The sequence below is a fragment of the Exiguobacterium sp. ZOR0005 genome, from assembly GCF_000798975.1.
In the GTDB taxonomy this organism is placed as follows: domain Bacteria; phylum Bacillota; class Bacilli; order Exiguobacteriales; family Exiguobacteriaceae; genus Exiguobacterium; species Exiguobacterium aurantiacum.
Genome location: NZ_JTLB01000005.1, coordinates 14020 through 40175 on the forward strand (window position 1 = coordinate 14020; position 26156 = coordinate 40175).

The 26156-nt window shown below is 55.5% G+C and carries 21 protein-coding genes, 1 pseudogene and 1 other annotated feature; of the genes and pseudogenes, 17 read left to right on the top strand and 5 right to left on the bottom strand.

Translation table 11 applies throughout. The features are described 5' to 3' along the window. Nucleotides 1–11 precede the first annotated feature (11 nt). From L971_RS01600 to L971_RS01610, 3 genes are all read right to left on the bottom strand, one after another. A complete protein-coding gene (locus tag L971_RS01600) occupies nt 12–593 on the bottom strand; it encodes a DedA family protein (protein ID WP_047373997.1) in 582 nt (193 codons plus the stop codon). Nucleotides 594–700: 107 nt separating this feature from the next. Further along, nucleotides 701–1240 (bottom strand): transcription repressor NadR, encoded by a 540-nt coding sequence (locus L971_RS01605; RefSeq protein ID WP_029335599.1) that lies wholly within the window; start codon nt 1238–1240, stop codon nt 701–703. After that, nucleotides 1218–2348 carry a cysteine desulfurase family protein gene (locus tag L971_RS01610; protein WP_156111483.1) on the bottom strand — a complete coding sequence of 377 codons (1131 nt, stop codon included), beginning with the start codon at nt 2346–2348 and terminating at the stop codon, nt 1218–1220. The genes L971_RS01605 and L971_RS01610 overlap by 23 nt, the downstream gene beginning before the upstream one ends. 95 nt (nt 2349–2443) lie before the next feature. Between L971_RS01610 and L971_RS01615 the strand changes: the two genes are divergently transcribed. The 8 genes from L971_RS01615 to yajC all read left to right on the top strand — a co-directional run bounded on the left by L971_RS01615 (nt 2444) and on the right by yajC (nt 9987). Further along, on the top strand, nt 2444–3877 hold the full coding sequence (locus tag L971_RS01615) for an L-aspartate oxidase (protein ID WP_047374002.1): 1434 nt from the start codon (nt 2444–2446) through the stop codon (nt 3875–3877). Further along, the gene (gene nadC / locus L971_RS01620) at nt 3831–4712 is read left to right on the top strand and encodes a carboxylating nicotinate-nucleotide diphosphorylase (protein WP_024369879.1); all 882 of its coding nucleotides are present in this window, start codon (nt 3831–3833) and stop codon (nt 4710–4712) included. The genes L971_RS01615 and nadC overlap by 47 nt, the downstream gene beginning before the upstream one ends. Next, nucleotides 4663–5742, top strand: coding sequence for a quinolinate synthase NadA (nadA, locus tag L971_RS01625; protein WP_024369880.1), 1080 nt, complete (start codon nt 4663–4665; stop codon nt 5740–5742). Before nadC ends, nadA begins: the two co-directional genes overlap by 50 nt. Before the next feature lie 84 nt (nt 5743–5826). Next, entirely contained in the window at nt 5827–6414 is a 588-nt protein-coding gene (gene ruvA / locus L971_RS01630) for a Holliday junction branch migration protein RuvA (protein ID WP_047374004.1), read from the top strand. Between the two features lie 10 nt (nt 6415–6424). Then, nucleotides 6425–7420 carry a Holliday junction branch migration DNA helicase RuvB gene (gene ruvB, locus L971_RS01635; RefSeq protein WP_024369882.1) on the top strand — a complete coding sequence of 332 codons (996 nt, stop codon included), beginning with the start codon at nt 6425–6427 and terminating at the stop codon, nt 7418–7420. Nucleotides 7421–7425: 5 nt separating this feature from the next. Beyond that, nucleotides 7426–8484 carry a tRNA preQ1(34) S-adenosylmethionine ribosyltransferase-isomerase QueA gene (gene queA, locus L971_RS01640; RefSeq protein ID WP_047374006.1) on the top strand — a complete coding sequence of 353 codons (1059 nt, stop codon included), beginning with the start codon at nt 7426–7428 and terminating at the stop codon, nt 8482–8484. Next, nucleotides 8481–9626: a tRNA guanosine(34) transglycosylase Tgt gene (gene tgt, locus L971_RS01645; protein WP_047374009.1), complete on the top strand. Its 1146-nt coding sequence runs from the start codon at nt 8481–8483 to the stop codon at nt 9624–9626. Before queA ends, tgt begins: the two co-directional genes overlap by 4 nt. 82 nt (nt 9627–9708) lie before the next feature. Further along, nucleotides 9709–9987, top strand: coding sequence for a preprotein translocase subunit YajC (gene yajC, locus L971_RS01650; RefSeq protein ID WP_024369885.1), 279 nt, complete (start codon nt 9709–9711; stop codon nt 9985–9987). Between the two features lie 27 nt (nt 9988–10014). On the opposite strand, the gene L971_RS01655 is transcribed toward yajC, so the two are convergent. Continuing rightward, nucleotides 10015–11169: an FAD/NAD(P)-binding protein gene (locus tag L971_RS01655; RefSeq protein ID WP_047374011.1), complete on the bottom strand. Its 1155-nt coding sequence runs from the start codon at nt 11167–11169 to the stop codon at nt 10015–10017. Nucleotides 11170–11426: 257 nt separating this feature from the next. Here L971_RS01655 and L971_RS01660 point away from each other — a divergent pair, with 257 nt between their 5' ends. After that, complete coding sequence (locus tag L971_RS01660; RefSeq protein WP_231557542.1) at nt 11427–13109, top strand: methyl-accepting chemotaxis protein; 1683 nt, start codon at nt 11427–11429, stop codon at nt 13107–13109. A gap of 193 nt (nt 13110–13302) precedes the next feature. After that, complete coding sequence (locus L971_RS01665; protein ID WP_052200223.1) at nt 13303–13602, top strand: hypothetical protein; 300 nt, start codon at nt 13303–13305, stop codon at nt 13600–13602. Nucleotides 13603–13694: 92 nt separating this feature from the next. Here the strand turns inward: L971_RS01665 and zupT are convergent, their stop codons facing one another. Continuing rightward, the gene (zupT, locus tag L971_RS01670) at nt 13695–14549 is read right to left on the bottom strand and encodes a zinc transporter ZupT (RefSeq protein WP_024369889.1); all 855 of its coding nucleotides are present in this window, start codon (nt 14547–14549) and stop codon (nt 13695–13697) included. 224 nt (nt 14550–14773) lie between these two features. Here zupT and secD point away from each other — a divergent pair. From secD to aspS, 7 genes and pseudogenes are all read left to right on the top strand, one after another. Next, a pseudogene (gene secD / locus L971_RS15280) lies at nt 14774–16991 on the top strand (protein translocase subunit SecD). Between the two features lie 102 nt (nt 16992–17093). Further along, a complete protein-coding gene (gene recJ, locus L971_RS01680; RefSeq protein WP_047374013.1) occupies nt 17094–19391 on the top strand; it encodes a single-stranded-DNA-specific exonuclease RecJ in 2298 nt (765 codons plus the stop codon). A gap of 1 nt (nt 19392) precedes the next feature. Next, the gene (locus L971_RS01685; RefSeq protein WP_024369891.1) at nt 19393–19911 is read left to right on the top strand and encodes an adenine phosphoribosyltransferase; all 519 of its coding nucleotides are present in this window, start codon (nt 19393–19395) and stop codon (nt 19909–19911) included. Nucleotides 19912–20098: 187 nt separating this feature from the next. Continuing rightward, on the top strand, nt 20099–22288 hold the full coding sequence (locus L971_RS01690) for a bifunctional (p)ppGpp synthetase/guanosine-3',5'-bis(diphosphate) 3'-pyrophosphohydrolase (RefSeq protein ID WP_024369892.1): 2190 nt from the start codon (nt 20099–20101) through the stop codon (nt 22286–22288). A 16-nt stretch (nt 22289–22304) separates the two neighbouring features. Continuing rightward, nucleotides 22305–22748, top strand: a complete 444-nt coding sequence (dtd, locus tag L971_RS01695; RefSeq protein WP_047374015.1) for a D-aminoacyl-tRNA deacylase — start codon at nt 22305–22307, stop codon at nt 22746–22748. 38 nt (nt 22749–22786) lie between these two features. Then, nucleotides 22787–23022 (top strand) — a binding site (T-box leader). A 39-nt stretch (nt 23023–23061) separates the two neighbouring features. After that, on the top strand, nt 23062–24342 hold the full coding sequence (hisS, locus tag L971_RS01700) for a histidine--tRNA ligase (RefSeq protein ID WP_034799231.1): 1281 nt from the start codon (nt 23062–23064) through the stop codon (nt 24340–24342). Beyond that, nucleotides 24339–26111 carry an aspartate--tRNA ligase gene (aspS, locus tag L971_RS01705; protein ID WP_024369895.1) on the top strand — a complete coding sequence of 591 codons (1773 nt, stop codon included), beginning with the start codon at nt 24339–24341 and terminating at the stop codon, nt 26109–26111. The genes hisS and aspS overlap by 4 nt, the downstream gene beginning before the upstream one ends. The last annotated feature ends 45 nt before the right edge of the window (nt 26112–26156 follow it).

Consider the following 26156-nt stretch of genomic DNA (forward strand, 5'->3'; position numbering starts at 1 on the left):
CGAGCGATCGCTCAAGCTGACTTTTTTATGATGCTCGGATTCGAGCGGATATACCGGATGAGGAAGAACAAGGCGATGCCGAACCCGACGTACGGGCCGAACCCGTGCATGAATTCACCGATTTGACGCCAGTTGCTCCCGAGCATCATCCCGACTTTGACGAACGCGAACGACCAGACGGCGAAGACGATCGTCGTCACGACGAAAAATTTACGGAACGACAGGCGCATGACACCGGCGCTGATGGCGAACAGTTGTCGCCAGATCAAGCTGAGACAGACGATCCAAGCCCCGTACTTCTCAAACCACGCCTCGGCCTGGAGCTGTTTGTCGTGTTTGATGCGGAACGAGCGATATAGCTTGAGCGCGACCGGACGTCCGCCGTAGCGTCCGATCCAATATAAGCCGACCTGGCTCGCGACGAACGCTGACCAGGCGAGCACGAAAATGAGCAGGAACGACGCGTCATGGGAACCGACGAGATACCCGCCATAAGCAAGGACGAGCTCGTTCGGGATCAATTGGACGATAATACCGAGCGGGATGCTGAACACACCGCATCCGACTAAGAGCTGCTCGAGGAAGTGCCACACGTTGCGTCACTCCTTTCATAACTAGAATAGGAAATCATACCCATCCATCAGTATAACGGACGGGACGAGAAAGCAAAAGAAAAGATGTCACAAAAACGTGACATCTTTTAATCGAGGGCCGACACGAGGATGCCGAGTCGGTCGAGTTCGTGGACGGCGGCGTCGAGCGCTTCCTCACTGTCGGCTTCGAGCGTATGGATATGCAGGCCGTCCGTCAGATGGGACAGCGGGGCGGCCTGATTGGCGACGACCCGTTCGAGGAAGGCACGGACGTCCCGGCGGCTCTTCACCATGAGCTGTCCGGTGATCGACCCGTAGACGGGATGATCGATGATGACGTCGCGAATCGTGACGCCTTCGTCGACGATGGCGTTCATCTCGGCTTCCATCTCGTCAGCCGTATGGCGGCAGACGATTTTTCGCGTATAGGCGGACGGCGCCGCCTCACCCGGAAGATAGACGTATCCACGGGCGGTCGCGACGATCTGATGTCCTTTCGCTTTCAACAGCGACAAGTCTTGGACGATGACTTGCCGGCTGACCGCGACGTGGCGGGCGAGCTCGGCCCCGGTGATCGGTTCCGTGCTCGATTCAATCAGTTCTAATAGCGTACGCCGGCGTTCTTCACCGGCTAAGCGTTTGTTCATACGATTCAACTCTCCTTGCTAAAGTGACGATGGCGTCAGCGAGCGCTGACACACCTTCTGTGGTCGTGCCCTCACCAAACGAGACCCGGACGAGGCCGTGGCAGGCGCTCGTCTCGAACCCGAGCGATTCGAGCATTCGGTTCGGACCGTTCTGTCCGGCCCGGCAAGCCGAGCCGGCGGACACTTGAAATCCGAGTGCATCGAGTTCGGTCATCCACCACTGGCCGTCACGCCGGTTCGAGACGAACGAGCTGATGGCCGGGCTTTGGTCGTCGAACTCGAGCCATTGCACGTGAGACGATGTCTTCTCTTTCAAGATAGCACGAAACGATAAGAAATTTCTTTCATGACGTGTCCGTTGTTCGTGTCGTTCTGTGAACGCCTTGACGAAAGCACAGATGCCAGGCACGTCGATTGTCCCCGGTCGAATCCCATACTGGTGATGACCTGGATAATAGGGCGGGGGAAGCAGCCGTTCCATGTACAGTCCCCCGACGCCTTTTGGTCCTCCGACTTTATGGGCGCTGAACGAGTAGGCATCGATCCCGTCGACGGAGACCGGGATCTTCCCGAGCGCTTGGACCCCATCGACGTGAAAGAGCACTTTCTTGTATTTCAGTTGGCAAAGGATGTGATGGAGCGGCAACACCCAACCCGTGTCCGAATTGACGTGCTGGAACGTCACGAGCCCGACGTCCCGGTCAAGGAGCCGTGTGAACGTCTCATGGTCGAAACGGCCGTCTTTCAGTTTCAAGCGATGGACGGTGACACCTTCAGCCTCCCACTCGTCAAGGAGCAAGGAGACGGAGTCGTGTTCTTGCCACGACGTGATCACTTCTTTTCCTTTCATTCGTTTCCGGAGACTCGTCAGCGCGATGTAGTTGCTCTCGGAACCGCTTCCGGTGAAGAGCAGTTTCCCGCGGAGCATGTCGAGTCCGAGTGCTTGCTTGATGAGTCGTCGCGCTTCCGTCACATAATCTTCCGCCATGAATCCGGCGCTGTGGAGGGAGGACGGGTTGCCGTAGACGCCGCGTGCCATCGCCGTATAATGGTCGAGCGCAGCTTTCGTCATCGGATGGGTGGCGGCGTAGTCGAAGTATCGGTTCATCAGATGTCCCTCTTTTCTCATGTTGTCTTCTTCACAAAACTATGCGAAACTAGTTTACAAGTCAACATTACATATGAAAAACAGGTGATATACAGATGTCTTTACAGTTTGAAAAAGTCGATGTGTTGATTATCGGAGCCGGGTTGGCTGCCGTGACGGTCGCCCTTCATTTGCCTCGTACGTTGAACGTCCTGCTCGTCTCCAAGCATGAACTGACGAGTTCGAACTCGGACTTGGCCCAAGGTGGGATTGCGAGCTCCTACTTGGAACCGTCTAGCGTCGACCATGAACGCGATACGCTCATCGCCTCGAAATACGCGGCCGTGCCCGATCGTGTCTACACACTCGTCGAGGAAGGACGGACGGCGATTCAAGAGATGGAACGTTTCGGCATCCATTTCGACCGCGATGAGTCCGGGTACGCGGTCGGTCGAGAAGGGGCACATGGCCTGAATCGGATCTTTCACGTCGGTGGCGATGAGACGGGACGCCATGTGATGGCGACGCTACGGCGTAAACTTCCGGACAACGTGACCGTCATGGAGCACGTCCTCATCGACACGTTGACGAAGACGGGTGACCGCGTAAGCGGGGCGACCGGTTTCAACGGCGAGACGCGCCTCCACGTTCAAGCCGGGGCCGTCGTCCTCGCGACCGGCGGCATCGGCGGTCTCATCGACTGGACGTCGAACTGTCGCTCGGTCACAGGGGACGGGCTCGTCTTGGCGGAAGCGGTCGGGGCAAGGCTCACGAACTTGTCCCGGATCCAGTTTCATCCGACGCTACTCGCGGTCGATTCGCCTCATCTCGTGACGGAAGCGCTGCGCGGGGCGGGAGCCAAACTCGTCGACGCGTCCGGACGTCATGTGATGGAACAGCACCCGCTCGGCAGCCTCGCCCCGAGGGATGCAGTCGCCCGGACGCTCACGGACCATGACGGACCGGTGTACTTGGATACGGGTCGTGTCGAACGGCTCAGGGAACGGTTCCCGAAACTGATGGCGACATGTGTCGCGCACGGGATCGACGTCCGCCGTGTTCCGGTCCGGCCCGGCCTGCATTTCCATATGGGCGGGGTCGACGTCGACGCCTTCGGGCGAACGACGGTCGCCGGATTGTATGCGGTTGGGGAGGTCGCCGATACGGGCGTCCATGGACAAAATCGGCTCGCGTCGAACTCATTACTTGAATGCTGGGTGTTCGGAAAACGGGTGGCGGCAGCGATGGTGGTGGAGGAGACGCCGTTCACGGTGAACGAGACGACCGGATTTGAGGTGTCGGATGATCTGTTCGGCCGCTATCGGCAACAGATTGGGGAATGGTTGACAATCTCACCGCAAGTAGGCAAAATCGCAAGTTTCTTAGAAAATACCCAACAACTGGCACTGACGAAACACGTGACAAGACAATTAAGTGAACAGACGTTGAGTTTACAAGCGGCGCGGCTCTTGGCCCGCGCCATGATGAGGACGGAGGATACATATGAACAAGATCGCTTTGCGCGAACAGCTGACGGTGTTTCTACATGAGGATATCGGCTTCGGCGATATCTCGAGCGGATTGATCGATCAGCGCGAGACGTCATTCGCCACGGTCACCGCCAAAATGGACGGGGTGTTCTGCGGTATGGACGTCGTCTTGGAGCTGGCCCAGATGCAACGGCTCGTCGTCGAGTCATGCCTCTCGGACGGCACGAACGTCTCGATCGGGGATGAACTCTTCACGTTGCGGGGCAAGACACGGACGCTCCTCGAGACGGAACGGGTGCTGTTGAACCTCGTCCAACACTTGAGCGGCATCGCCACGATGACACGGCGCTGCGTCGAGGCGCTCGACGACCCGACGATCGCCGTCACGGACACGCGGAAGACGACGCCGGGACTGCGCATGCTCGAGAAGCATGCCGTCCGTTCGGGAGGCGGGAAAAACCACCGGCTCCGGCTCGACGATGCCGTCATGATTAAAGACAACCACATCACGGCGCTCGGCGGCATCACGAATGCGGTCGAACGGGCCAGGATGCTTGCCGGCCATACGACCCCTATCGAAGTCGAGGTCGAGACGCGCGAGCAGCTCCATGAGGCGATTGCGGCGAACGCCGACATCATCATGTTCGACAACCGGACGCCAGAAGAACTGAAGGCTTGGCGCACGCTCGTCCCGGCGCATATTAAGACCGAGGCATCAGGCGGCATCACACTCGAGACGATTGCCTTGTATCGCGACACCGGCGTCGACGTCATCTCGGTCGGCCAGCTGACCCATTCGGTGACGGCGCTCGATTGTAGCTTAAATTTAGGAGGAGGAATCAAACATGCAACTATTAGGCACGATGCCAACCGAATATACGAACCTGTCGATTGAAGAGATGGAGGCACGCATCGAGGCAATTAAAGCGAAGCTCGGCCGTCGTCTATTTTTACCGGCCCACCATTATCAAAAAGATGAGGTCGTCCAGTTTGCGGATGCGACGGGAGACTCGCTCCAGCTCGCACGCCTTGCCGAACAGATGAGCGAGGCCGAGTTTATCGTCTTCTGTGGCGTCCATTTCATGGCCGAGACGGCCGACATGTTGACGCGCGACGATCAGCTCGTCATCTTACCGGACATGCGGGCCGGTTGTTCGATGGCCGACATGGCCGATATCGATCAGACGGAGATCGCCTGGGAAGAACTGACGGACTTGCTTGGCGACAGCATCATCCCGATCACTTACGTCAATTCGACGGCAGCCATCAAAGCGTTCGTCGGCAAGAACGGCGGTGCGACCGTCACGTCATCGAACGCGCATGACATCGTCCGCTGGGCGCTCGAAGCAGGGGAGCGGATCCTCTTCCTTCCGGATCAACACCTCGGGCGGAACACGGCGTACGATTTAGGGGTGCCGCTCGAGGCGATGGCCGTCTGGGACCCGCTTCGCGAACGGCTCGACTACTCAGGTGACGTCGAGGACGTCCGTGTCATCTTGTGGAAAGGGCATTGCTCGGTCCATGAGAAGTTCAACGTCGCCCAAATCGAAGGACTACGGAAACATGACCCGGAGCGTCGCGTCATCGTCCATCCGGAATGTACGTTTGACGTCGTGCAGGCAGCGGACGAGGCCGGGTCGACGTCTTATATCATCGACCAAATCGAGGCGAGCGCGCCCGGGACGAAGTGGGCCGTCGGTACCGAGATGAACCTCGTCAACCGACTCGCGGCGTCACACCCCGAGCAGGACATCGTCTCGCTCAACCCGTACATGTGCCCGTGCCTGACGATGAACCGGATTGACCTGCCACATCTGCTCTGGTCGCTCGAGTCGCTTGAGACGGATCCGGTGAACGTCATCCGTGTCGATTCGGAGACGACGAAATGGGCGACACGCGCCCTTGAACGGATGCTCGCACGGTAAGGACAGGCAAATCGCCTGTCCTTTTTTCATGGCGGCGGTTATGGTACAATGAATGCAGTTTTCCCATGAAGAGGAGATTAAACCGTGATTGAATTCGTAAAAGGATCCGTCGCCTATGTGTGCGCGGAATATATAACGTTGGATGTTTCGGGCGTCGGCTACAAAGTAAATGTGCCTAACCCGTTTTTTTATCGTGAACAAGACGAACATGTAATCGTGTTTACGCACCATTACGTGCGCGAAGACCAACAGACGCTATACGGTTTCCGGTCACGCCGGGAGCGTGAGCTGTTCAATAAATTGCTCGGCGTCAACGGTATCGGGCCGAAAGGGGCGCTCGCCATCGTCGCATCGGGCGACATGGACGCCTTGATCGACGCGATCGAGACCGAGAATGAGAAGTATTTGACGAAGTTCCCTGGCGTCGGCAAGAAGACGGCCAAACAGATGGCGCTCGACTTGAAAGGGAAGCTTTCCGAGCTCGCCCCGGACTACATGCCACAGACGGGCTTGTTCGCCCAAGGCGCATCCGAACTCGACGAGGCGTGCGAGGCGCTCGTTGCCCTCGGCTACTCGGAGCGTGAGATCGCTCGGGTCCGGAAAGAACTGAGCGCAGAAATCTTGACGACAGACGCTTACATAAAGCGCGCCTTGCAGTTGTTGTTGAAATAAGGAGGAAGCTATGGACGAACGGTTGTTGTCACAATCCCATCAACAATATGAAGATTCAGAAGAGTGGAGCCTGCGCCCGCAAAAGTTCGAGCAATATATCGGACAAGAGAAAGCGAAAGGTAACTTATCCATCTTCATCCAGGCGGCGAAACTGCGCCGTGAAACGCTCGACCACGTCCTCCTGTACGGTCCTCCGGGGTTAGGGAAGACGACGCTCGCCCAAATCATCGCCAACGAGATGGGTGTCGGCATCAAGACGACGGCTGGCCCTGCCATCGAACGGCCGGGCGATTTGGCGGCGATTTTGTCGACGCTCGAGCCGGGCGATGTGTTGTTCATCGACGAGATTCACCGACTCAGCCGGACGATCGAAGAGATTCTCTATCCGGCGATGGAAGACTATTGTCTCGACATCGTCTACGGTCAAGGCGAGATGGCGCGAAGCGTCCGCATCGACTTGCCGCCGTTCACGCTCGTCGGCGCGACGACGCGGGCCGGAATGCTCTCGGCCCCGCTCCGTGACCGTTTCGGTGTGACGCTCAAACTCGAGTATTACGAGACGCACGAACTCGCCGCCATCGTCAGCCGGACGGCGCAACTGTTCCGTCTTTCGATTTCTCCGGAAGCGAGCGGTGCCATCGCGAAACGTTCGCGCGGCACGCCGCGGATCGCCAACCGGTTGCTCCGCCGTGTCCGTGACTTCGCCCAAGTGGCGGGGACGAAAGAAATCGACCCGGTACTCGCTTCAGACGCGCTCGACCGGTTGCACGTCGACGCGCTCGGGCTCGATGAGGTCGACCACCGGCTCTTACGGGCGATGGTCGAACGGTTCGGCGGCGGACCGGTCGGACTCGAGACGCTCGCCGCGACGATCGGCGAAGACGCCCAGACGATCGAAGACGTGTACGAACCGTATTTGCTGCAACAAGGTTTCCTGCAACGGACGCCGCGAGGGCGGATGATCACCCAGTACGCGAAGACGCATTTTGGTTATGAAGAGGAGTAACAGATATGCAAGACATTCAATTAAACGTGAACGACTATGATTTTGAGTTACCAGAAGAACTGATCGCCCAAGTGCCGCTTCTCGACCGGACGAGCTCACGCTTGCTCGTCCTCGATCGCGACACAGGCGACATCGAGCACCGGCATTTCCGCGACGTGCTCGACTATTTACATGCAGGCGACGCCCTCGTCGTCAACGACTCGCGCGTGCTCCCGGCCCGACTGTTCGGGGCGAAGCAAGAGACGGGCGGCAAAGTCGAATTGTTGCTCTTGAAGCAGACAGAAGACGACGTCTGGGAAGCGCTCGTCAAGCCGGCGAAGAAAGTGCGCGTCGGCGCCATCGTCGAGTTCGGTAACGGACTTCTCCGCGCCGAGTGCGTCGAGGAGCTCCCAGAAGGCGGACGCCGCTTCAAGTTCGATTACGATGGCATCTTCTATGAGATTTTAGACGAGCTCGGCACGATGCCGCTCCCGCCTTATATCCGCGAGCAGCTCGACGACCAAGACCGTTATCAGACGGTATATGCGAAAGAGCGCGGGAGCGCGGCCGCACCGACGGCAGGCCTCCACTTCACGGAAGAATTGCTCGAGGCGGCACAAAAGAAAGGCGTCAAGCTCATCCCGCTCACGCTCCACGTCGGGCTCGGCACGTTCCGTCCGGTGACGGCCGATTCGATCGAGGAGCATACGATGCACAGCGAATATTTCGAGCTGTCGGCCGCTTCGGCTGAGGCGCTCCGCGACGTCCGTGCGAACGGCGGCCGCGTCTTCGCCGTCGGGACGACATCGACCCGAACGCTCGAGACGATCGTGCGCGACCATGGGGACTTCGTCGAGTCATCGGGCTGGACGGACATCTTTATTTACCCAGGCGTCGAGTTGAAGGCAATCGATGGACTGATCACAAACTTCCATCTGCCGAAGTCGACACTCGTCATGCTCGTCTCGGCGTTCGCGTCACGCGACATCATCTTGAACGCGTACCGCACCGCGGTACAAGAACGTTACCGCTTCTTCAGTTTTGGAGACGCGATGCTCATCACGAGGAAGGAAGAGAACAAATGACCAAACACGCAGTCACATACGAACATATCCACACATGTAAACAGACAGGGGCGCGGCACGGGATCGTCCATACGCCGCACGGCTCGTTCGAGACACCTGTCTTCATGCCGGTTGGCACACAGGCGAGCGTCAAGACGATGGCTCCTGAGCAAGTGAAAGCGATGGGAGCGAACATCATCCTATCGAACACGTACCACTTATGGATCCGTCCGGGGCACGAGGTCGTCAAACAAGCGGGCGGCCTGCACAAGTTCATGAACTGGGACGGCGCCATCTTGACGGACTCTGGCGGGTTCCAAGTGTTCTCGCTCGCCGACCTTCGCAACATCCAAGAAGAGGGTGTCCATTTCCGCAACCATTTGAACGGGGACAAGCTGTTCCTCTCACCAGAGAAGGCGATGGAGATTCAAAACGCGCTCGGTTCGGATATTATGATGGCGTTCGACGAGTGCCCGCCGTTCCCGGCGACACATGAGTACATGAAGAAGTCGGTCGAACGGACGAGCCGTTGGGCCGAGCGTTGCCTCGAGGCACACACGCGCCCAGAGGACCAGGCGTTGTTCGGGATCATCCAAGGGGGAGAATACGAGGACCTTCGCCGTCAAAGTGCGGCCGATCTCGTCTCACTCGACTTCCCGGGTTATGCGGTCGGTGGACTGTCAGTCGGGGAACCGAAAGACGTCATGTATCGCGCGCTCGAGTTCACGACGCCGTTCATGCCGGAAGACAAGCCTCGCTATTTGATGGGTGTCGGCTCGCCGGACGCGTTGATTGAAGGGTCGATTCGCGGAATCGACATGTTCGACTGCGTCTTGCCGACACGGATCGCCCGCAACGGGACGCTCATGACGTCGAAAGGGCGCGTGACGATCAAGCATGCGAAACATAAGACCGACTTCGGGCCAATCGATGAGAAGTGTGATTGCTACACGTGTAAGAACTACTCGCGCGCGTATGTCCACCACTTGATCCGTGCCGACGAGATGTTCGGGCTCCACCTCTGCTCGACACACAACCTTCACTTCCTCGTGAAGTTGATGGAACAAGTGCGTCAAGCGATTCGCGAAGACCGTCTGCGCGACTTCAAAGAAGAATTTTTCGAAGAATATGGGTATAACAAACCGAACGCCAAGAATTTCTAATTCTTCCACAGTCATTGTGTGACAACGTTTCAGTTTCACGGTATAATGAACCTGATATTGAAGGAAAGGGTGAAATTTACACATGGAAACTCTCATTGCATTATTGCCGATGATCCTTATTTTCGTCGTATTCTACTTCTTGTTGATCCGTCCACAGACGAAACGTCAGAAAGAAGTTCAATCGATGCAAAACGCGCTTGAGCGTGGGGATCACGTCGTAACAATCGGCGGCCTTCACGGCGTCGTCCACCAAATCGAAGACACGCAAGTCGTGTTGAAGTGCGACCAGTCGCTCCTCCGTTTCAACCGGAGCGCGATCGCTGAAGTCGTCAAAAAAGCAAACGCTTCGTTCGCGGAGTAAGCAAAAAAAGTCTGACCGGACACCCGGTCAGACTTTTTGTTTGGCCTTCAAGAGCTGTGGCACGATGCGACGGGCGGCTTCTTGTCCACCGTAAATGGCGCGGGCGAACGGTCCGAGAATCAAATCGGCATAAGGACCGGTCATATAGAAGTCATCCGTCCAGGCGAGCGTCTCGTCGAGCACCGGTGTGCCGCACGGTGTGAGCGGGAGGTCAAGTTGCTCAAGCAACGGTCGTAAAAACGACTGATTCGGGTCAATTGGCCGGATGCCAGTGCAGCAGACGACTTCCTCGGAAGGGACGGACACACCGTCGACGAAGAGCCGGCTACCGTCGCGGACCGGCTCACCGATGACGTGATGGATGATCCCGTCGCGAATCAACCGCTTCACTTTCAAGACGAGGTCGTTCGGAGACGTGCCCGGTTTTCGTTCGCGCTTCACGAACGCCCGTTTTTCGCGCCAGTTGTCGTCGAGCTCATAAAACGCGCGCAACCCTTTTGGGCCCATGAAACTGCGGTCGGCATCGAACTGGCTCACTTCGAGCGGGCGTTTCGTGACGAGCGTGACGTGATGACCCTGTTTCACGCGGGCGATCACGTAGTGGAGCGCCGTGATGCCTCCGCCGACGATCGTCACGACATCGCGTTCCCGTACGTCTTCTTTTGCGAAGACGTGGCGACATGTCCGCAAGTCACCCCATTCGGGTAGGTGCATCGTGCTCGATTGTCCTGTCGAGACGATAACGGTTTCCGCTATGATGCGGTGATTGGTCGTGGTGACGACGTATCCTTCCTCCGTGCGTTCAATCGATTGGACCGCCTCGTTACCGATCAAGCGAGATTCAAGCTCCAAGTCCTGAATCGTCCGGTCACAATGATCGTTGAACAGGGCGAGCGAGGGTCTGCCGAACCGGTCTTTGAAATGGTTCGACCCATAATCGTGACGCGTCGCGAACTGTTTCAACGCGTGCGGGTTCGAGGAGACGTGATGGACCCGTGTCGAGCGCAGATGGGTCATCTCGATTTCCGCCGTCTGTGTTTTCCAATTGCCTAGCAGTCGGTCGTTCGCGTCGATGATGAGCAAGTCTTCGCGGCTGCCACCTTGTTCGAGATAAGATACGGCGAGCGTCGTCCCGTGGATGCCGCCGCCGATAATTAATAGTCGTGTATATGAAAGAATCATAGCGTACTCCTTAAACAGTAATTATTACGATTTAAGGATAACGGAAATGGCTGTTTTTTGTCAATCTTCGTCAATGAGTCGATTCATCGACCTTATTTCCAAAAATCAAATTGCATCGTGAAAACGTTTGCATTAAGGTCTAAATGAGAAGACTTTTGACATGAAGGAGAATGGACATGGACGTGAAACGATATGTACGACAGTTGACGAACTGGAGACGGAAGCCTCGAACAGCCAAAAAATTGGGACGGGCTTCGATGCGACGGAAAATGGCAATCGCCCTCGTCCCGACAATCATCGCGCTCTTGTTCGTCGGTGCGCTCGGCTCGTATCAGTTGCAACGGACGACATCCGAGTACGACCGCGTCTTGAATGACGGGCTCGAACAGATGTTGATCGCCGAAGATTTGGCGCTCACCGTCACGGATGCAGAACGCTATTTGAACTATTATTTGCTCGTCTCGAACCCGAAGACGCTCATCAGCCTTGAGGCGTCGCAACAGAAGCGGGATGAGTTGATGGACAGCTTGCAAGCGGCGTCGACAGACGAGAAGGTGCTCAGCTGGCTCGGTGACTTGGAAAAGTTCAATCAACATCTCGATACCGAGATGGGACGTGCCATCGAGCTCCGGCAACAACAAGATGAGATCGGCTTCAAGACGGTGCTCAACACGAGCGTGACGCCGACGACGGACCGGGTGCGGATGACGGTGACAGACCTCGTCGCCCATCAAGCCGAGCTATTGTCGGCAGAGACGGATGCCGTTCAAACGAGCGCGGCCCAGTCGATCGTATGGATGATCATCATTAGTGTCATCGGGGTCGGCATCGGGATCTTCTCGTTGCTCGCCTTACAAAAACTGTTCTTGAAACCGATCAATCGCCTTGTCAATGAGGCACGTGTCGTCGCGGAAGGCGACTTGACGGGAGAAGACATCGAGGTCGAGTCGAACGACGAACTCGGGGACCTCGTCACGGCGTTCAACGATATGAAGCGGAATCTCGTCGGCTTGATTCGCCAAGTCGGCGCCGCCTCGGACAAAGTGACGGCGTACTCGGAAGAACTGTATGCGAGCACCGATCACGTCGCGACGACGACACAAGGCGTGGCCGGTCTGTTCGAAGACATGAACATCGCCGCCCAAGTGTCGGCCAAACGAGCTGAGGAAGGTACGTCCGGCGCCAATCAAGCCGTCATCGGCCTGAACCAGATTGCGGCCGCATCGCAAGGCGTGAACGAACAGACGATCCACACGCTCGAAGCGGCGAGCGGGGGACTCGAGACGATCCAACTCGCCGAGGCGAGAATGCAGGAGATTCAACGGGCCAACGATTTGACTCAACAAATGGTCGAGCGGCTCTCGAACCAGTCACTCGAGATCGAGAAGATCACCCGCTCGATCACGGCCATCACCGAGCAGACGAACTTGCTCGCCTTGAACGCCGCCATCGAAGCGGCACGGGCGGGAGAGCACGGAAAAGGGTTCGCCGTCGTCGCGGCCGAGGTGCGGAAACTCGCCGAGGAGTCGAAACAGTCGGCCAAACAGATTCAAGCGGTCGTCGGCGACATCCAGCGCGACACGAAACAAGTCGAGTCGGCGTTTGACGTGACGAGCGGACACGTCTCGAGCGGTGTCGCCCAAATGGGAGAAGTCGCGGAAGCGTTCAAGGAGATCGTCTCGGTCATTCAAGAGACGTCCCGTCAGATGAGCGAGATTGCCGCCGCGACAGAAGAAGTGAGCGCGAACACGACGGAAGTTGCCGTCTCGGTCGAGGATATGTCGACGAACGCCGTATCGACGCAACGGAGCGTCGAAGAGGCCGGAGCGAACGTGGAAGAGCAACTCGCCGCCATCCAAGAGATCAACGGCATCGCCGAGACGATGAGCCACATGTCGGTCGAGCTGAAGGACCTTGTTCATTTGTTTAAGACGTCTTAAGTCGAAGTGAACAGGTGATGAAATATCCTTTCGAAAAGATTGCGACACTCCATCTCAAGACGGGGTGTTGCAATCTTTTATCTTGATCAGTCATTTATATCGTATGATAAGTTTATCTAGAAGGGGACGTGTAAAACTTCAATCTCTCATTGTTTTGTATCAATGATCAGACTACTTTAGAGCGAGGTAAACGATGGACAATTCAAAAGATCTAATCGAGATAGTGTTAGACGTTACTGCAAGCGATGCCGAAAGAGACGACGCTGCAATAGATTTAGGCTTCGTTTCGAATGACCCATCAGTACAAGTTGCGCTGTTGACCATTGCCAATGATAAAGATACAGATGAAATGATACGAGCAAGTTGCGGTGAGTCTTTAGCCCAAATTTGGATGAAGAATAATGAATTTGATCTTAATAACCTTTCTAGGCTTGCAGGAATTGCTCATGTGGAAGCACTAGAATGTTTTGAACGGGAAAATTCGGACGAGTAATTAATATGGAAAAAAATAAGAGGTCGTTGAGACGGATAATCCGTTCCAACGACCTCTTTCATATAGTCTCAACTGTCATAGTCTTGTTTCTATCACATTAAGAGCACAAGGCTCGTCGCCATGACCATCATCCCGGCGACCATGCCGTACACCGCATGGTGGGCGCGGCCGTATTCACGGGCGGCCGGTAACAGTTCATCGAGTGAGATGAACACCATGATGCCACCGACGGCGGCGAACAACAGACCGAACACCGTGTCGCTCAAAAACGGCATTAAAATCAAGAAACCGACGATGGCGCCTGCCGGTTCGGCAAGACCAGATAAGAATGAGTATTTGAGTGCCTTTTTCCGGGAACCGGTCGCGTAATAGATCGGTACCGAGACGGCGATCCCTTCCGGTATGTTATGGAGGGCGATCGCGATCGCGATGGCGAGACCGACGGCCGGGTCATTTAAAGCCGAGATGAACGTCGCCAAACCTTCCGGGAAGTTATGGATTGTGATGGCGAGCGCCATGAACAGTCCCATCTTATGAAGGCGTTTTTTAGACGCTTCGTTGAGCGGGGCCTGTGCCGTCGCCGTCGTCGCCATCTCTTGCGTCGACGGGTCGGTTTGCATCGTCTCGACGAACTTCACTTCATGCGGGTTCTCCGGTGACGGGATGAACTTGTCGATGAGAGCGATGAGCAGCATCCCGCCGAAGAAGGCGAGTACCGTATAAATCGTCCCGGCCTGTTCGCCGTGGGCGCCGATCAGTTCTTCGAGCGCTTTCGGAAAGATCTCGACGAACGAGACGTAAATCATGACCCCGCCTGAAAAACCGAGGGACACGGACAAGAAGGCCGTGTTCGTCCGTTTGGCGAAGAACGCGATCATACTCCCGATGCCGGTCGCGAGTCCGGCGAATAAGGTAAGCAAGAAGGCGTAAAGAATTGTGCTATCCATAAGTTAAAGCTCCTTTGTGTATAGTTTTAATTTTTCGATAAATTCAGCATACAACAAGTTTTGCCCTTGCGCAACATTTAGTCGCTAACGCAAAAACAATCATGGGAAATGACCGTTTGGTGTTACAATTTTAGGAAAACGATTGATAATTGTTTAGAATATTTGTAATGTTAACGAGAGAAGATTTTCAAACAGAACATGTGTTTTAGAAAGGAAATAGCCGTATGTACAAAAAAGGGAATATTGCGATCTTTGCGGTCATCATGATCGCCACGATCTTGCTCGCCGTGCTCACGACACCTTGGGTCGTGAAAAACACGAACCTCGGACTCGACTTAAAAGGTGGGTTCGAAGTGCTGTACGAAGTGCAGCCGCTCGAGGACGGCGACGTCATCGACCAGTCGGCGATGAATGCAACCGTTCGCGCCATCAACAACCGTGTCAACGTGCTCGGGGTATCGGAACCTGATATCCGCATCGAGGACAGCAACCGCATCCGCGTCCAGCTCGCGGGCGTATCGAACCAAAACGACGCGCGGGAAGTATTGTCATCGACGGCACAGCTCACGTTCCGTGACATCGACGACAACGTCCTCCTCGACGGGAAAGACCTCGCACCACGCGGGGCCTCGATCAGCTACAACCAACAAGGTCAGCCGGTCGTCGAGTTGACGCTCCAATCAGCCGACAAGTTCGGTGAAGTGACGTCGCAAATCGCGCAACGTCCGGCACCGGAAAACCGTCTCGTCATCTGGTTAGATTTTGAAGAAGGCGACACGTATGAAACAGAGATTCAAAAAGAGAACTCGAAAATCGTATCGGACGCATCGGTCAACGGACCGATCTTGTCGGATAAAGCGATCATCTCCGGTGGCGGCATCGATGCCGAGAGCGGACAGCGCCTTGCCGATATTTTGAACGCCGGTGCCCTTCCGGTCAAGCTTGAAGAAATCTACTCGACGTCGGTCTCGGCCCAGTTCGGTCAAGACGCGCTCGACAAGACGGTCTTCGCTTCCTTGATCGGGATTGCCGCAGTCTTCTTGTTCATGTTGTTCTTCTATCGTTTGCCAGGCCTTGTCTCAATCATCACGCTCGTGCTTTACATCAACTTGATCATGTTGTTCTTCAACGGTATCAACGCCGTATTGACACTTCCAGGGATCGCTGCCCTCGTCCTCGGGGTCGGGATGGCGGTCGATGCGAACATCATCACGGCGGAGCGGATCAAAGACGAGCTTCGGTCCGGGAAATCGGTGTTGTCGGCATTCCGCGCCGGTAACCGTCGTTCCCTCAGCACGATCATCGATGCTAACTTGACGACGCTCATCTCGGCCGCGGTGTTGTTCTACTTCGGGACGAGCTCGGTCAAAGGGTTCGCCATCATGCTCATGATCTCAATCGCGATGACGTTCATCTCGAACGTCTTCATCTCACGTTATTTGATGCACCTTCTCGTCGCTAGTCGCTTGTTCGACAAGCGCAAAGGCTGGTTTGGTGTGAAGGAGAGTGAAATCCGTGAACTTTAAACTCACTGAATGGAACTATGTGAAACATATGCGCACGATGTTCCTCATCTCGTGCGCCATCGTCATCATCGGTCTCGGCATCTTGTTCTTCCGTGGTCTCAACCTCGGGATCGACTTCGCATCCGGGACACGGGTCGAAGTCCAGACCGAGACTCAAGTGTCGCAAGAAGAACTAGAAGCCGCCTTTAGAGAAGCCGGTGTCGACGAGTCAATCTCGTCTGTCCAGTACGCTGACGGCGGGACGCTCGCGAACGTGACGTTCGTCGGACAGCTCGGTCAACAAGACGTCGCTTCTGTCAAAGACGTCTTCACGGAGACGTTCGGCAGCGACCCGAACATTAGCACCGTCTCGGCCGAAGTCGGCCGCGACATCGCCCGCAACGCGATCTATGCGGTCGCGCTCGCCTCGCTCGGGATCATTCTCTACATCACGTTCCGTTTTGAATTCTCATATGCGGTCGCGACCGTCGTCGCGATGCTCCACGATGCGTTCTTCATGATCGTCGCCTTCTCGATTTTCGGCATCGAGGTCAACTTGTACTTCGTCGCCGCGATCTTGACGATCATCGGTTACTCGGTCAACGATACGATCGTCACGTTCGACCGTGTCCGTGAGAACATTCAAACGTATGAGAAAGAGCGGAAGATCAAGTCGATGGACGTCTACCGCTCGATCGTCAACCAATCGATCCAAGAGACGATCGTTCGCTCGGTCAACACGGTCATCACCGTCCTCTTGACGGCACTTGCGCTCTACGTGTTCGGCGCCGAATCGATTCGTGGCTTCGCGGTCGCCCTTCTCGTCGGCTTGTTCATGGGGATGTATTCATCGCTCTTTATCGCTTCTTACTTGTGGTTGCTCCTTAAACGGACGACACTCAATAAAAAGAAAGCTGAGCCTGCCCCAGAAGTATAATTCCTTGGTCTCCCGAGTTCGCTCGGGGGACCTTTTTAAATGTCAAGACGGCACATCCACGGTTCCATCTGATATAATCAACAGTTGATTGGAGTGAAGGACATGTATCATGCAAAAAAACGGTGGGTGTATCCGGAAGCGGATACGGTCGCTATCGAACGAATCCAAACCGAACTGAATATATCGGAGCAACTCGCGACGCTCCTCGTCGAACGCGGACATCACGATGTGGAGGCGGCGAAAGCGTTCCTTCACATCGAGGACGAGCTGTCGTTCCACGACCCGTTCTTGTTTGAACAGATGGACAAAGTCGTCAAACGCTTGAAACAGGCGGCTGATGACGGGGAGATGGTCCTCATCTACGGCGACTACGACGTCGACGGGGTGAGCGCCTCGGCCGTCATGTGGCACGCCTTGACCGAAATCGGCGTCATGGCCGAATGCTATATCCCGAATCGGTTCACGGAAGGGTATGGGCCGAATAAAGAGGCGTTCAGTTGGGCGGCGAATGAAGGGTTCACGCTCATCATCACCGTCGACTGCGGCATCTCCGGAATTGAAGAGGCGGCGCTCTTAAAAGAACTCGGTGTCGATTTGATTCTCACCGACCACCATGAGCCGAAAGAGACGCTCCCGGATGCGTTCGCCATCATCCACCCGCATCTCGATGCCACGTACCCGTACGATAAGTTGGCCGGTGCCGGTGTCGCCTTGAAGGTCGCCCATGCGGTGATCGGCCGTATGCCGGAAGAGCTGCTCGACTTGGCCGTCCTCGGGACGATCGCCGACCTCGTGCCGCTCGATGGCGAGAACCGTCTGCTCGCGAAGCTCGGCCTGAAGGCACTCGACGAGTCAAAACGTCCTGGGATCCTCGCGCTGCGCGAAGTGTGCGCGTTGACGGATGCTCCGCTGAACGAGGAATCGGTCGGTTTCGCGTTCGGGCCACGGATCAATGCGGCCGGTCGCCTCGATTCGGCGATGCCTGCTTTGCAGATGCTCCTCGCCGAGACGGGAGCGGAAGCGCTCGAGCTCGCACAACAGCTCGATAAACAAAATAAAGAACGTCAAGATATCGTCAAGACGATTGCGAAAGAAGCGACGGAACTCGTCGAGGCATCGATGACGGACGACCGCGTCCTCGTCGTTGCGAGCGAACGTTGGAATCCCGGTGTCGTCGGGATCGTCGCGTCACGACTCGTCGAGGCGTATTACCGCCCGGTCATCTTGCTCTGTCACGACCCGAAAACAGGGAAGGCGAAAGGGTCGGGCCGCTCGATCGATGGCTTCGACTTGTTCAAGGAACTATCGAAAAATGAAGACATCCTTCCGCACTTCGGTGGACACCCGGCTGCGGCCGGTATGACGCTCTTGTCAGAAAACGTCGCCGAACTGCGGAAGCGGTTGAACGAGCAGGCGGAAGCGATTCCGGATGAGACGTTCGTCGCCCGAGTGAACGTCGATTTGAAACTCGACGTGAACGATGTGACGCTCGACTTGATCGCCGAGATCGGTAAACTTGCCCCGTTCGGGATGGGGAATCCATCGCCGCGCGTCGTCGTGTCGGACGCAAGGCTTCGTGACATCCGACAAATTGGCCGTGATAATTCCCATTTGAAAGTGCAACTCGCTGGGGACAAACGCGAACTTGACGGTATCGGTTTTGGTTTCGGCCACGTCGTCTCGGAAATTTCAAAGATGTCCCACGTCTCGCTCATGGGCAGTCTGCAAGTGAACGAATGGAACGGGATGCGAAAGCCGCAGCTCATGATTCAAGACATGCGCGTCGACGATTTCCAAGTGTTCGATTATCGCGGCAAGAAGAATTCACGGCAAGAGTTGAATGACTTGCCGAAGGACGCGACCTCATTCGTCTCGTTCCAAGGGACGGACGAGACGTTCCCGCTTCATGAAGGGGATGAGCCGCTCAATCGTTTCGTCGTGTTGCTCGATTTGCCGGATGACGAGTCTGAGCTAGCTGAGCGTTTGCACGAAGGGGTCGAACGTGTGTACTGTGCGTTCGGTCAAGGCGGTGGGTCGTTCTTCGAGAAATTGCCGACACGGGAAGATTTCCGAACATACTACGTCCATATGGCGACGTGCGAACGGAAAAACTTGCGAGAAAACTTGATTCGTTTGTCAATCGAGCGAAAATGGTCAAAAAATACGATTCAATTTATGCATCAAGTATTCTCTGAACTCGAATTTCTTGTTACAATGGAAGACGGACTGCCTGGAGTAAATCCAGAAGCGCCGAAACGTGATTTGACCGAAGCGCCATGCTATAAACGTCGAGTCGGGAAACAACAACTCGAAGAGCGTTACGTCTATGCGTCGTTGGCGGAACTGAAAGAGCGGTTACAAACATTGCGATCGAACAAGATGCAGGAGGCTTACTCATAAAATGGATTTCAAACAACATATTAAAGAAGTAGCAGATTACCCGAAAGAAGGAATCAGCTTTAAAGACATCACGTCACTCATGCAAGATGGTGTCGCTTATAAAAAAGCAGTGGACGAACTCGTCACGTATGCACAGGAGCGCGGCGCAGAACTCATCGCCGGTCCTGAGGCACGCGGTTTCGTCGTTGGTTGCCCGGCCGCTTACGCGCTCGAGATCGGCTTCGTGCCGGTCCGTAAAGAAGGCAAGTTGCCGCGCGAGACGGTGCGCGTCGCTTACGGCCTTGAATACGGGACAGACATCTTGACGATGCACAAAGATTCAATCAAGCCAGGTCAACAAGTCGTCATCTTGGATGACTTGCTCGCGACAGGCGGAACGATTGAAGCGACAATCAAAATGATTGAACAACTCGGCGGTGTCGTCGCAGGAATCGGGTTCTTGATTGAGCTTGATGGCCTCGGCGGACGTGAGCGTCTTGAAGGATACGACGTATTCTCACTCATCCGTTACGAAGATTGATCGAAAGGGAAGCGCTCGCTTCCCTTTTTTGAATAGTTTTTGAGTAAAATAACCCACAACCTTTGACAGGTCGTCAGATTTTTTTGATAATAGTAAGTAAAATTAGAATAGATATGAACGTTTACTACTACCATGCTGCGTCGAATCCGAGACGATTGGGGCGGTTAGAAAAAGGGTGTCGAATGTTATGACCAAAAAACAAATCGTAAGTATTGAGGACCTTCTCGACGCGCTCGGGGAGTATATGGGTGAAGATGATATTGCCGAAGTGAAGCGCGCTTACGAATACGCAAAACTGCATCACACCGGTCAGTTCCGACGTTCCGGCGAACCCTATATCCTCCATCCGGTCCAAGTGGCCGGTATTCTCGTTGATATCGGGTTAGACGCGACGACGATCATCGGGGCACTGCTGCACGACGTCGTTGAAGATACGGACGTCACGCTCAAAGAGCTCGCTGACGAGTTCGGTGTGGACGTGGCCATGCTCGTCGATGGTGTGACGAAGCTCGGTAAGATCAAGTATAAATCGAAAAAAGAAGAGCTCGCCGAGAACCACCGCAAGATGATTATCGCGATGGCAGAAGACGTGCGCGTCATCTTGATCAAGCTCGCCGACCGTCTCCACAACATGCGGACGCTTCAACATATGCCGAAAGAGAAGCAAGTTCAAAAAGCAGAAGAGACGCTCGAGATTTTTGCCCCGCTCGCACACCGGATGGGGATCTCGACGATCAAGTGGGAGCTCGAGGATATTTCGTTACGTTATATCAATCCGCAGCAATACTACAAGATCGTCTCGATGATGAAACAGAAACGCACGGAACGGGAAGCACTCGTCACGTCGGTCATCACGGAAGTGAACGCGGTCCTCGAGGAAGTGAGTATCGAGGCGGACGTGAACGGTCGTCCGAAACACATCTATTCCATCTATAACAAGATGGTGAAACATAAAAAGGAATTCAATGAGATTTATGATTTGATGGCCGTCCGTATCATCGTCGACTCGATTCGTGACTGTTATGCCGTCCTCGGGATCATCCATACGCAATACAAGCCGATGCCGGGTCGTTTCAAAGACTATATTGCCATGCCGAAACCAAACATGTATCAATCGCTCCACACGACGGTGATCGGACCGAAAGGTGAGCCGCTCGAAGTGCAGATCCGCACGAAAGACATGCACTTCATCGCCGAGTTCGGGATCGCCGCACACTGGGCGTATAAGGAAGGAAAGAACGTCGCGACGAACGGGTTCGATGAGAAGATCGCTCATCTTCGCGAAATTCTTGAATTGCAAAAAGATACAACGGACGCGGAAGAGTTCATGGAATCGCTCAAAGTCGATTTCTTCAGCGACATGCTCTACGTCTTCACACCGAAAGGCGACGTGTTTGAGTTGCCGAAAGGCTCGGTCCCAATCGACTACGCGTATCGCATCCACACCGAGATCGGACACAGGATGACGGGCGCGAAAGTGAACGGACGGATGGTGCCGCTCGACCATAAACTCGAGACAGGCGACATCATCGAGATCATCACGTCGAAACATAGTTACGGTCCGAGCAAGGATTGGCTCAAACTCGCCGTCTCGAGCCAAGCGAAGAACAAGATTCGCCAGTGGTTCAAACGTCAACAGCGCGAAGAGAACGTCGAGAAAGGTAAAGAACTCGTCGAGGTCGAGATCAAGAAACTCGGCTTCGAGCCGAAAGAAGTCATCGACGATCAATCGATTAGCGTCGTCGTCGAGAAGTTCAACTTCGGCAACGAGGAAGAGATGTATGCGGCTGTCGGCTATCACGGCATCACCGCTGCTCAAGTTGCCCACAAATTGACGGAGAAGCAGCGTAAAGAGCCGAAACTCGAACTGTCTGACGCGATCAACGAGCTGAAAGTGAGTCAATCGCCGAAGAAGAAGACGGCCGAGGCTGGCGTCTCTGTGAAAGGGATCGACAACATGCTCATCCGGATGAGCCGCTGCTGTAACCCGGTGCCGGGTGACGAGATCGTCGGTTATATCACGCGCGGACGCGGCGTGTCGATTCACCGGAAAGACTGCTTGAACATCATCAACGAGCAGCATCCGGAACGTCTCCTCACGGTCGAGTGGGAAGCCGGACAAGCGAAAGAGAAGAACTACAACGTCGATATTGAGATCACAGGCTACGACCGGTCTGGTTTGTTGAACGACGTCCTCCAAGCCGTCTCGGCGACGAACACGAACATCGTCGCCGTCAGCGGACGCGGGGACACGAACAAACAGGCCCGCATCTCGATGACGATCTCGATCCCGAACGTGAACCATTTGCAAAAAGTCGTCGACCGAATCAAACAAATTTCGGACGTGTACTCGGTGAGCCGAGTCATGATGACGTGACGAAAGGAAGATTTCAGTGCGTGTATTGTTGCAACGAGTAAAAGAAGCATCCGTTACCGTCGACGAGGAAATCGTCGGCGCGATCGATGCCGGCTATCTGCTTCTCGTCGGCGTGACCCACGAAGATACCGAGGCGGAAGTGAACTGGCTCGCCGATAAAGTGGCCGGTCTCCGTGTCTTTGAAGACGCGGACGAGAAGATGAACTTGTCGATTCAAGACATCGCCGGCAAAGTGTTGTCGGTGTCTCAGTTCACGCTCTACGGCGATACGTTAAAAGGGCGCCGTCCCGCGTTCACACAAGCAGCGAAACCTGACGTCGCCGAGACGCTTTACGAAAAGTTCAACGACCGACTCCGAACGCACGGCCTCGTCGTCGAGACCGGGAAGTTCGGGGCGATGATGGACGTCGCGCTCGTCAATGACGGACCGGTGACGCTCATGCTCGAAAAAAACGCTTGACAGAAGCGGGCGTGATTCGGCATCATGAAGCATATAACCTATTACCTGTGATAAAGAAGAGTACGGTCACCCCACCAGCAAAGAGAGCGATGCCAAGGCTGAAAGCATCGACTGGATGATGACCCGAACGACACTTTGGAGGTGCTTCCTTGAACTCATAGTAGAGGGAGCCGTTTCATCGGGCGTTAACCGATTTCGAGTGGCAGAGTTTCAAGCATTGGCTCTGCAACGAGGGTGGTACCACGGGAAACCTAGACAGGCTCTCGTCCCTTTGCGGACGAGGGCCTTTTTGTATTTTAAGGAGGGAATGTTGATGAAAGCACCACGCGGTACACAAGACCTGCTCCCGGGCACGGTCGAGACGTGGCAATATGTCGAAGAGAAATTACGCGACATCAGTGCCCGTTACAACTATAAAGAGATTCGCACACCGATTTTCGAGACGACGGATCTGTTTACACGAAGCGTCGGCGAGACGACGGATATCGTCCAAAAAGAGATGTTCACGCTCGTGAAAAAGGGCAAGGACGAGTACACGCTCCGTCCGGAAGGGACGGCCTCGGTCGTCCGTGCCTTCGTCACGAACAAACTGTTCGGCAGCCCCGACCAGCCGACGAAATTGTATTACATGGGACCGATGTTCCGTTATGAGCGTCCGCAAAAAGGCCGCTTCCGCCAACTGCACCAATACGGTGTCGAGGCGATCGGCAGCAGTGACCCGGCCGTCGACGCCGAGGTCATCAGCCTCGCCTATTCGATTTACAAATCGTTCGGTTTGAAGAAGATCAAAGTCGTCGTCAACTCGCTCGGGGACGCCGAGAGCCGCAACGCGCACCGTGAAGCGCTCATCCGTCACTTTGAACCGGTCGCGAGTGAGCTGTGCCAAGACTGTCAGACGCGGCTTCACCAAAACCCGCTCCGCGTGCTCGACTGTAAAGTCGACCGCGACCACCCGTCAATGAAGACGGCACCGTCGATCCTTGATTTCTTGAACGCTGAGTCGAAGGCGTACTTTGAGACAGTGCTCGAGCAGCTAGATGCGCTCGGCGTCGCGTACGAGGTCGACCCGACGCTCGTCCGTGGTCTTGACTACTATACGCACACGGCGTTTGAAATCATGTCGGAGGCGGAAGGGTTCGGCGCCATCACGACGCTTTGTGGCGGTGGACGCTACAACGGCCTCGTCCAAGACATCGGTGGACCGGACATGCCGGGAATCGGCTTCGGAATCGGACTTGAACGCCTCATCCTCGCCCTTGAGAATGAGGGGGTTCTCCCGACGCTTGAGACAGGCCTTGACGTCTTCGTCGTCGCCCAAGGCGGCAAAGAAGTCGAAGTGACGGCGACGCGCCTATTGCAACTGCTTCGCATCGAAGGGTTCAAAGCGGATCGCGACTACCTCGGCCGCAAGTTCAAAGGTCAATTCAAACAAGCCGACCGCTTACAGGCGAAATTCACCGTTATCCTCGGAGACGACGAAGTCGAGCGCGGCTCGGCATCGCTCAAAGTGATGGCGACAGGGGAACAAATCGACGTGCCGCTCTCGGCCGTCGCAGACAAAATTCGTGAACTATCGGAAGGAGCAGCACAATGATTGGACGCACACATATGAACGGCCGCGTGACCGAGTCACTGATCGGCCAAGAAGTACAACTTAAAGGATGGGTACAAAAACGTCGCGACCTTGGGGGTCTCATCTTCATCGACCTTCGTGACCGGACAGGCATCGTCCAAGTCGTCGTCCGCCCGGAAAACGAGGCGGTCCATAAGCTCGCCGAGTCGATCCGCAGCGAGTACGTCTTAGACATTAAAGGGACCGTCCTCGAGCGTGAGAACAAGAACCCGAACATGCCGACAGGGAACGTCGAAGTCATCGCCTCAGAGATCAACATCTTGAATGCGGCGAAGATGACACCGATTCCGATCGGGGACGAGGCCGAGAACGTATCGGAAGACCTTCGACTCAAGTACCGTTACCTCGACCTCCGTCGCCCGGCGCTCCAAGAGACGTTCCGTCTCCGTTCGAAAGCGTCGAACACGATCCGTAACTTCTTGACGGAAGAGGAGTTCCTCGAAGTCGAGACACCGATTTTGACGAAGTCGACACCGGAAGGCGCACGTGACTATCTCGTCCCGAGCCGTGTCCACGGCGGTGAGTTCTATGCGCTCCCACAATCGCCGCAGCTGTTCAAACAGCTCTTGATGGTAGCCGGATTTGACCGTTACTTCCAAATCGCACGTTGCTTCCGTGACGAAGACCTTCGGGCCGACCGTCAACCGGAATTCACGCAAGTCGACATCGAGACGAGCTTCATGGACGTCGAAGACTTGATGGCGATGATGGAATCGATGATGGCACAAGTGATGGAAGCGACGCTCGGTCGCACCGACACGCCAGCCAAATTCGAACGGATGACGCACGCAGAGGCGATGCGCCGTTTCGGTTCAGACAAACCGGACACACGTTTCGGTCTCGAACTGATCGACGTCGCGGACGCCGTCACAGGTGCCGGCTTCAAAGTGTTTGACATGGCGTTAGAATCGAACGGACAAGTGAAAGCGATCAACGTCAAAGGCGAGGCGGACAAGTTCTCGCGTAAAGACATCGACAAGCTTCAAGAGTTCACAGCCGTCTACGGTGCGAAAGGACTCGCTTGGCTCAAAGTGACACCGGAAGGCTTGAACGGACCGATCGCCAAGTTCTTCGACGAGACGTACGCCCAGAAGTTGATCGAAGCGACGAACGCGGAAGCGGGCGACCTTCTCCTCTTCGTGGCGTCAAAACCGACCGTGGTCGCCGACAGCCTCGGCGCGCTTCGTGTCAAGCTCGGACATGAGCTCGGACTCATCGACGAGTCGAAGTTCAACTTCCTTTGGGTGACGGACTTCCCGCTCGTCACGTTCGAAGAAGAAGACGGCCGTTTCTACGCCAACCACCACCCGTTCACGATGCCAAACCGTGACGACCTCCATCTTCTCGAGACGGACCCAGCAAGCGTACGCGCCCTCGCGTATGACCTCGTCTTGAACGGGTATGAGCTCGGCGGCGGCTCGCAACGGATTTATGAGCGTGACATTCAAGAGCGCATGTTCAAGTTGCTCGGCTTCACAGAAGAAGAAGCGGTCGACCAGTTCGGCTTCTTGCTCGAAGCGTTCGAATATGGCACACCGCCACACGCAGGGATTGCGCTCGGTCTTGACCGTCTCGTCATGATCCTCGCGGGTCGTTCGAACCTGCGTGACACGATCGCCTTCCCGAAAACGGCTTCGGCGAGCTGTCTGTTGACACAAGCCCCAAGCCCGGTCGCGGACGCACAGCTCGAGGAGTTGTCGATTCGCACCGCGGTGAAAGAGAAGAAATAAGTGTTCGTCACAAGGACCCGTCAATTGGCGGGTCTTTTTTCGTAT

Excerpts from the sequence above, each read along its gene's own strand:
- L971_RS01605 (WP_029335599.1), bottom strand. The coding sequence starts at position 1,240 with ATGAACAAACGCTTAGCCGGTGAAGAACGCCGGCGTACGCTATTAGAA.
- L971_RS01610 (WP_156111483.1), bottom strand. The coding sequence starts at position 2,348 with ATGAACCGATACTTCGACTACGCCGCCACCCATCCGATGACGAAAGCT.
- L971_RS01615 (WP_047374002.1), top strand. The coding sequence starts at position 2,444 with ATGTCTTTACAGTTTGAAAAAGTCGATGTGTTGATTATCGGAGCCGGG.
- nadC (WP_024369879.1), top strand. The coding sequence starts at position 3,831 with ATGAACAAGATCGCTTTGCGCGAACAGCTGACGGTGTTTCTACATGAG.
- nadA (WP_024369880.1), top strand. The coding sequence starts at position 4,663 with ATGCAACTATTAGGCACGATGCCAACCGAATATACGAACCTGTCGATT.
- ruvB (WP_024369882.1), top strand. The coding sequence starts at position 6,425 with ATGGACGAACGGTTGTTGTCACAATCCCATCAACAATATGAAGATTCA.
- queA (WP_047374006.1), top strand. The coding sequence starts at position 7,426 with ATGCAAGACATTCAATTAAACGTGAACGACTATGATTTTGAGTTACCA.
- tgt (WP_047374009.1), top strand. The coding sequence starts at position 8,481 with ATGACCAAACACGCAGTCACATACGAACATATCCACACATGTAAACAG.
- yajC (WP_024369885.1), top strand. The coding sequence starts at position 9,709 with ATGGAAACTCTCATTGCATTATTGCCGATGATCCTTATTTTCGTCGTA.
- L971_RS01655 (WP_047374011.1), bottom strand. The coding sequence starts at position 11,169 with ATGATTCTTTCATATACACGACTATTAATTATCGGCGGCGGCATCCAC.
- L971_RS01660 (WP_231557542.1), top strand. The coding sequence starts at position 11,427 with ATGCGACGGAAAATGGCAATCGCCCTCGTCCCGACAATCATCGCGCTC.
- L971_RS01665 (WP_052200223.1), top strand. The coding sequence starts at position 13,303 with ATGGACAATTCAAAAGATCTAATCGAGATAGTGTTAGACGTTACTGCA.
- zupT (WP_024369889.1), bottom strand. The coding sequence starts at position 14,549 with ATGGATAGCACAATTCTTTACGCCTTCTTGCTTACCTTATTCGCCGGA.
- recJ (WP_047374013.1), top strand. The coding sequence starts at position 17,094 with ATGTATCATGCAAAAAAACGGTGGGTGTATCCGGAAGCGGATACGGTC.
- L971_RS01685 (WP_024369891.1), top strand. The coding sequence starts at position 19,393 with ATGGATTTCAAACAACATATTAAAGAAGTAGCAGATTACCCGAAAGAA.
- L971_RS01690 (WP_024369892.1), top strand. The coding sequence starts at position 20,099 with ATGACCAAAAAACAAATCGTAAGTATTGAGGACCTTCTCGACGCGCTC.
- hisS (WP_034799231.1), top strand. The coding sequence starts at position 23,062 with ATGAAAGCACCACGCGGTACACAAGACCTGCTCCCGGGCACGGTCGAG.
- aspS (WP_024369895.1), top strand. The coding sequence starts at position 24,339 with ATGATTGGACGCACACATATGAACGGCCGCGTGACCGAGTCACTGATC.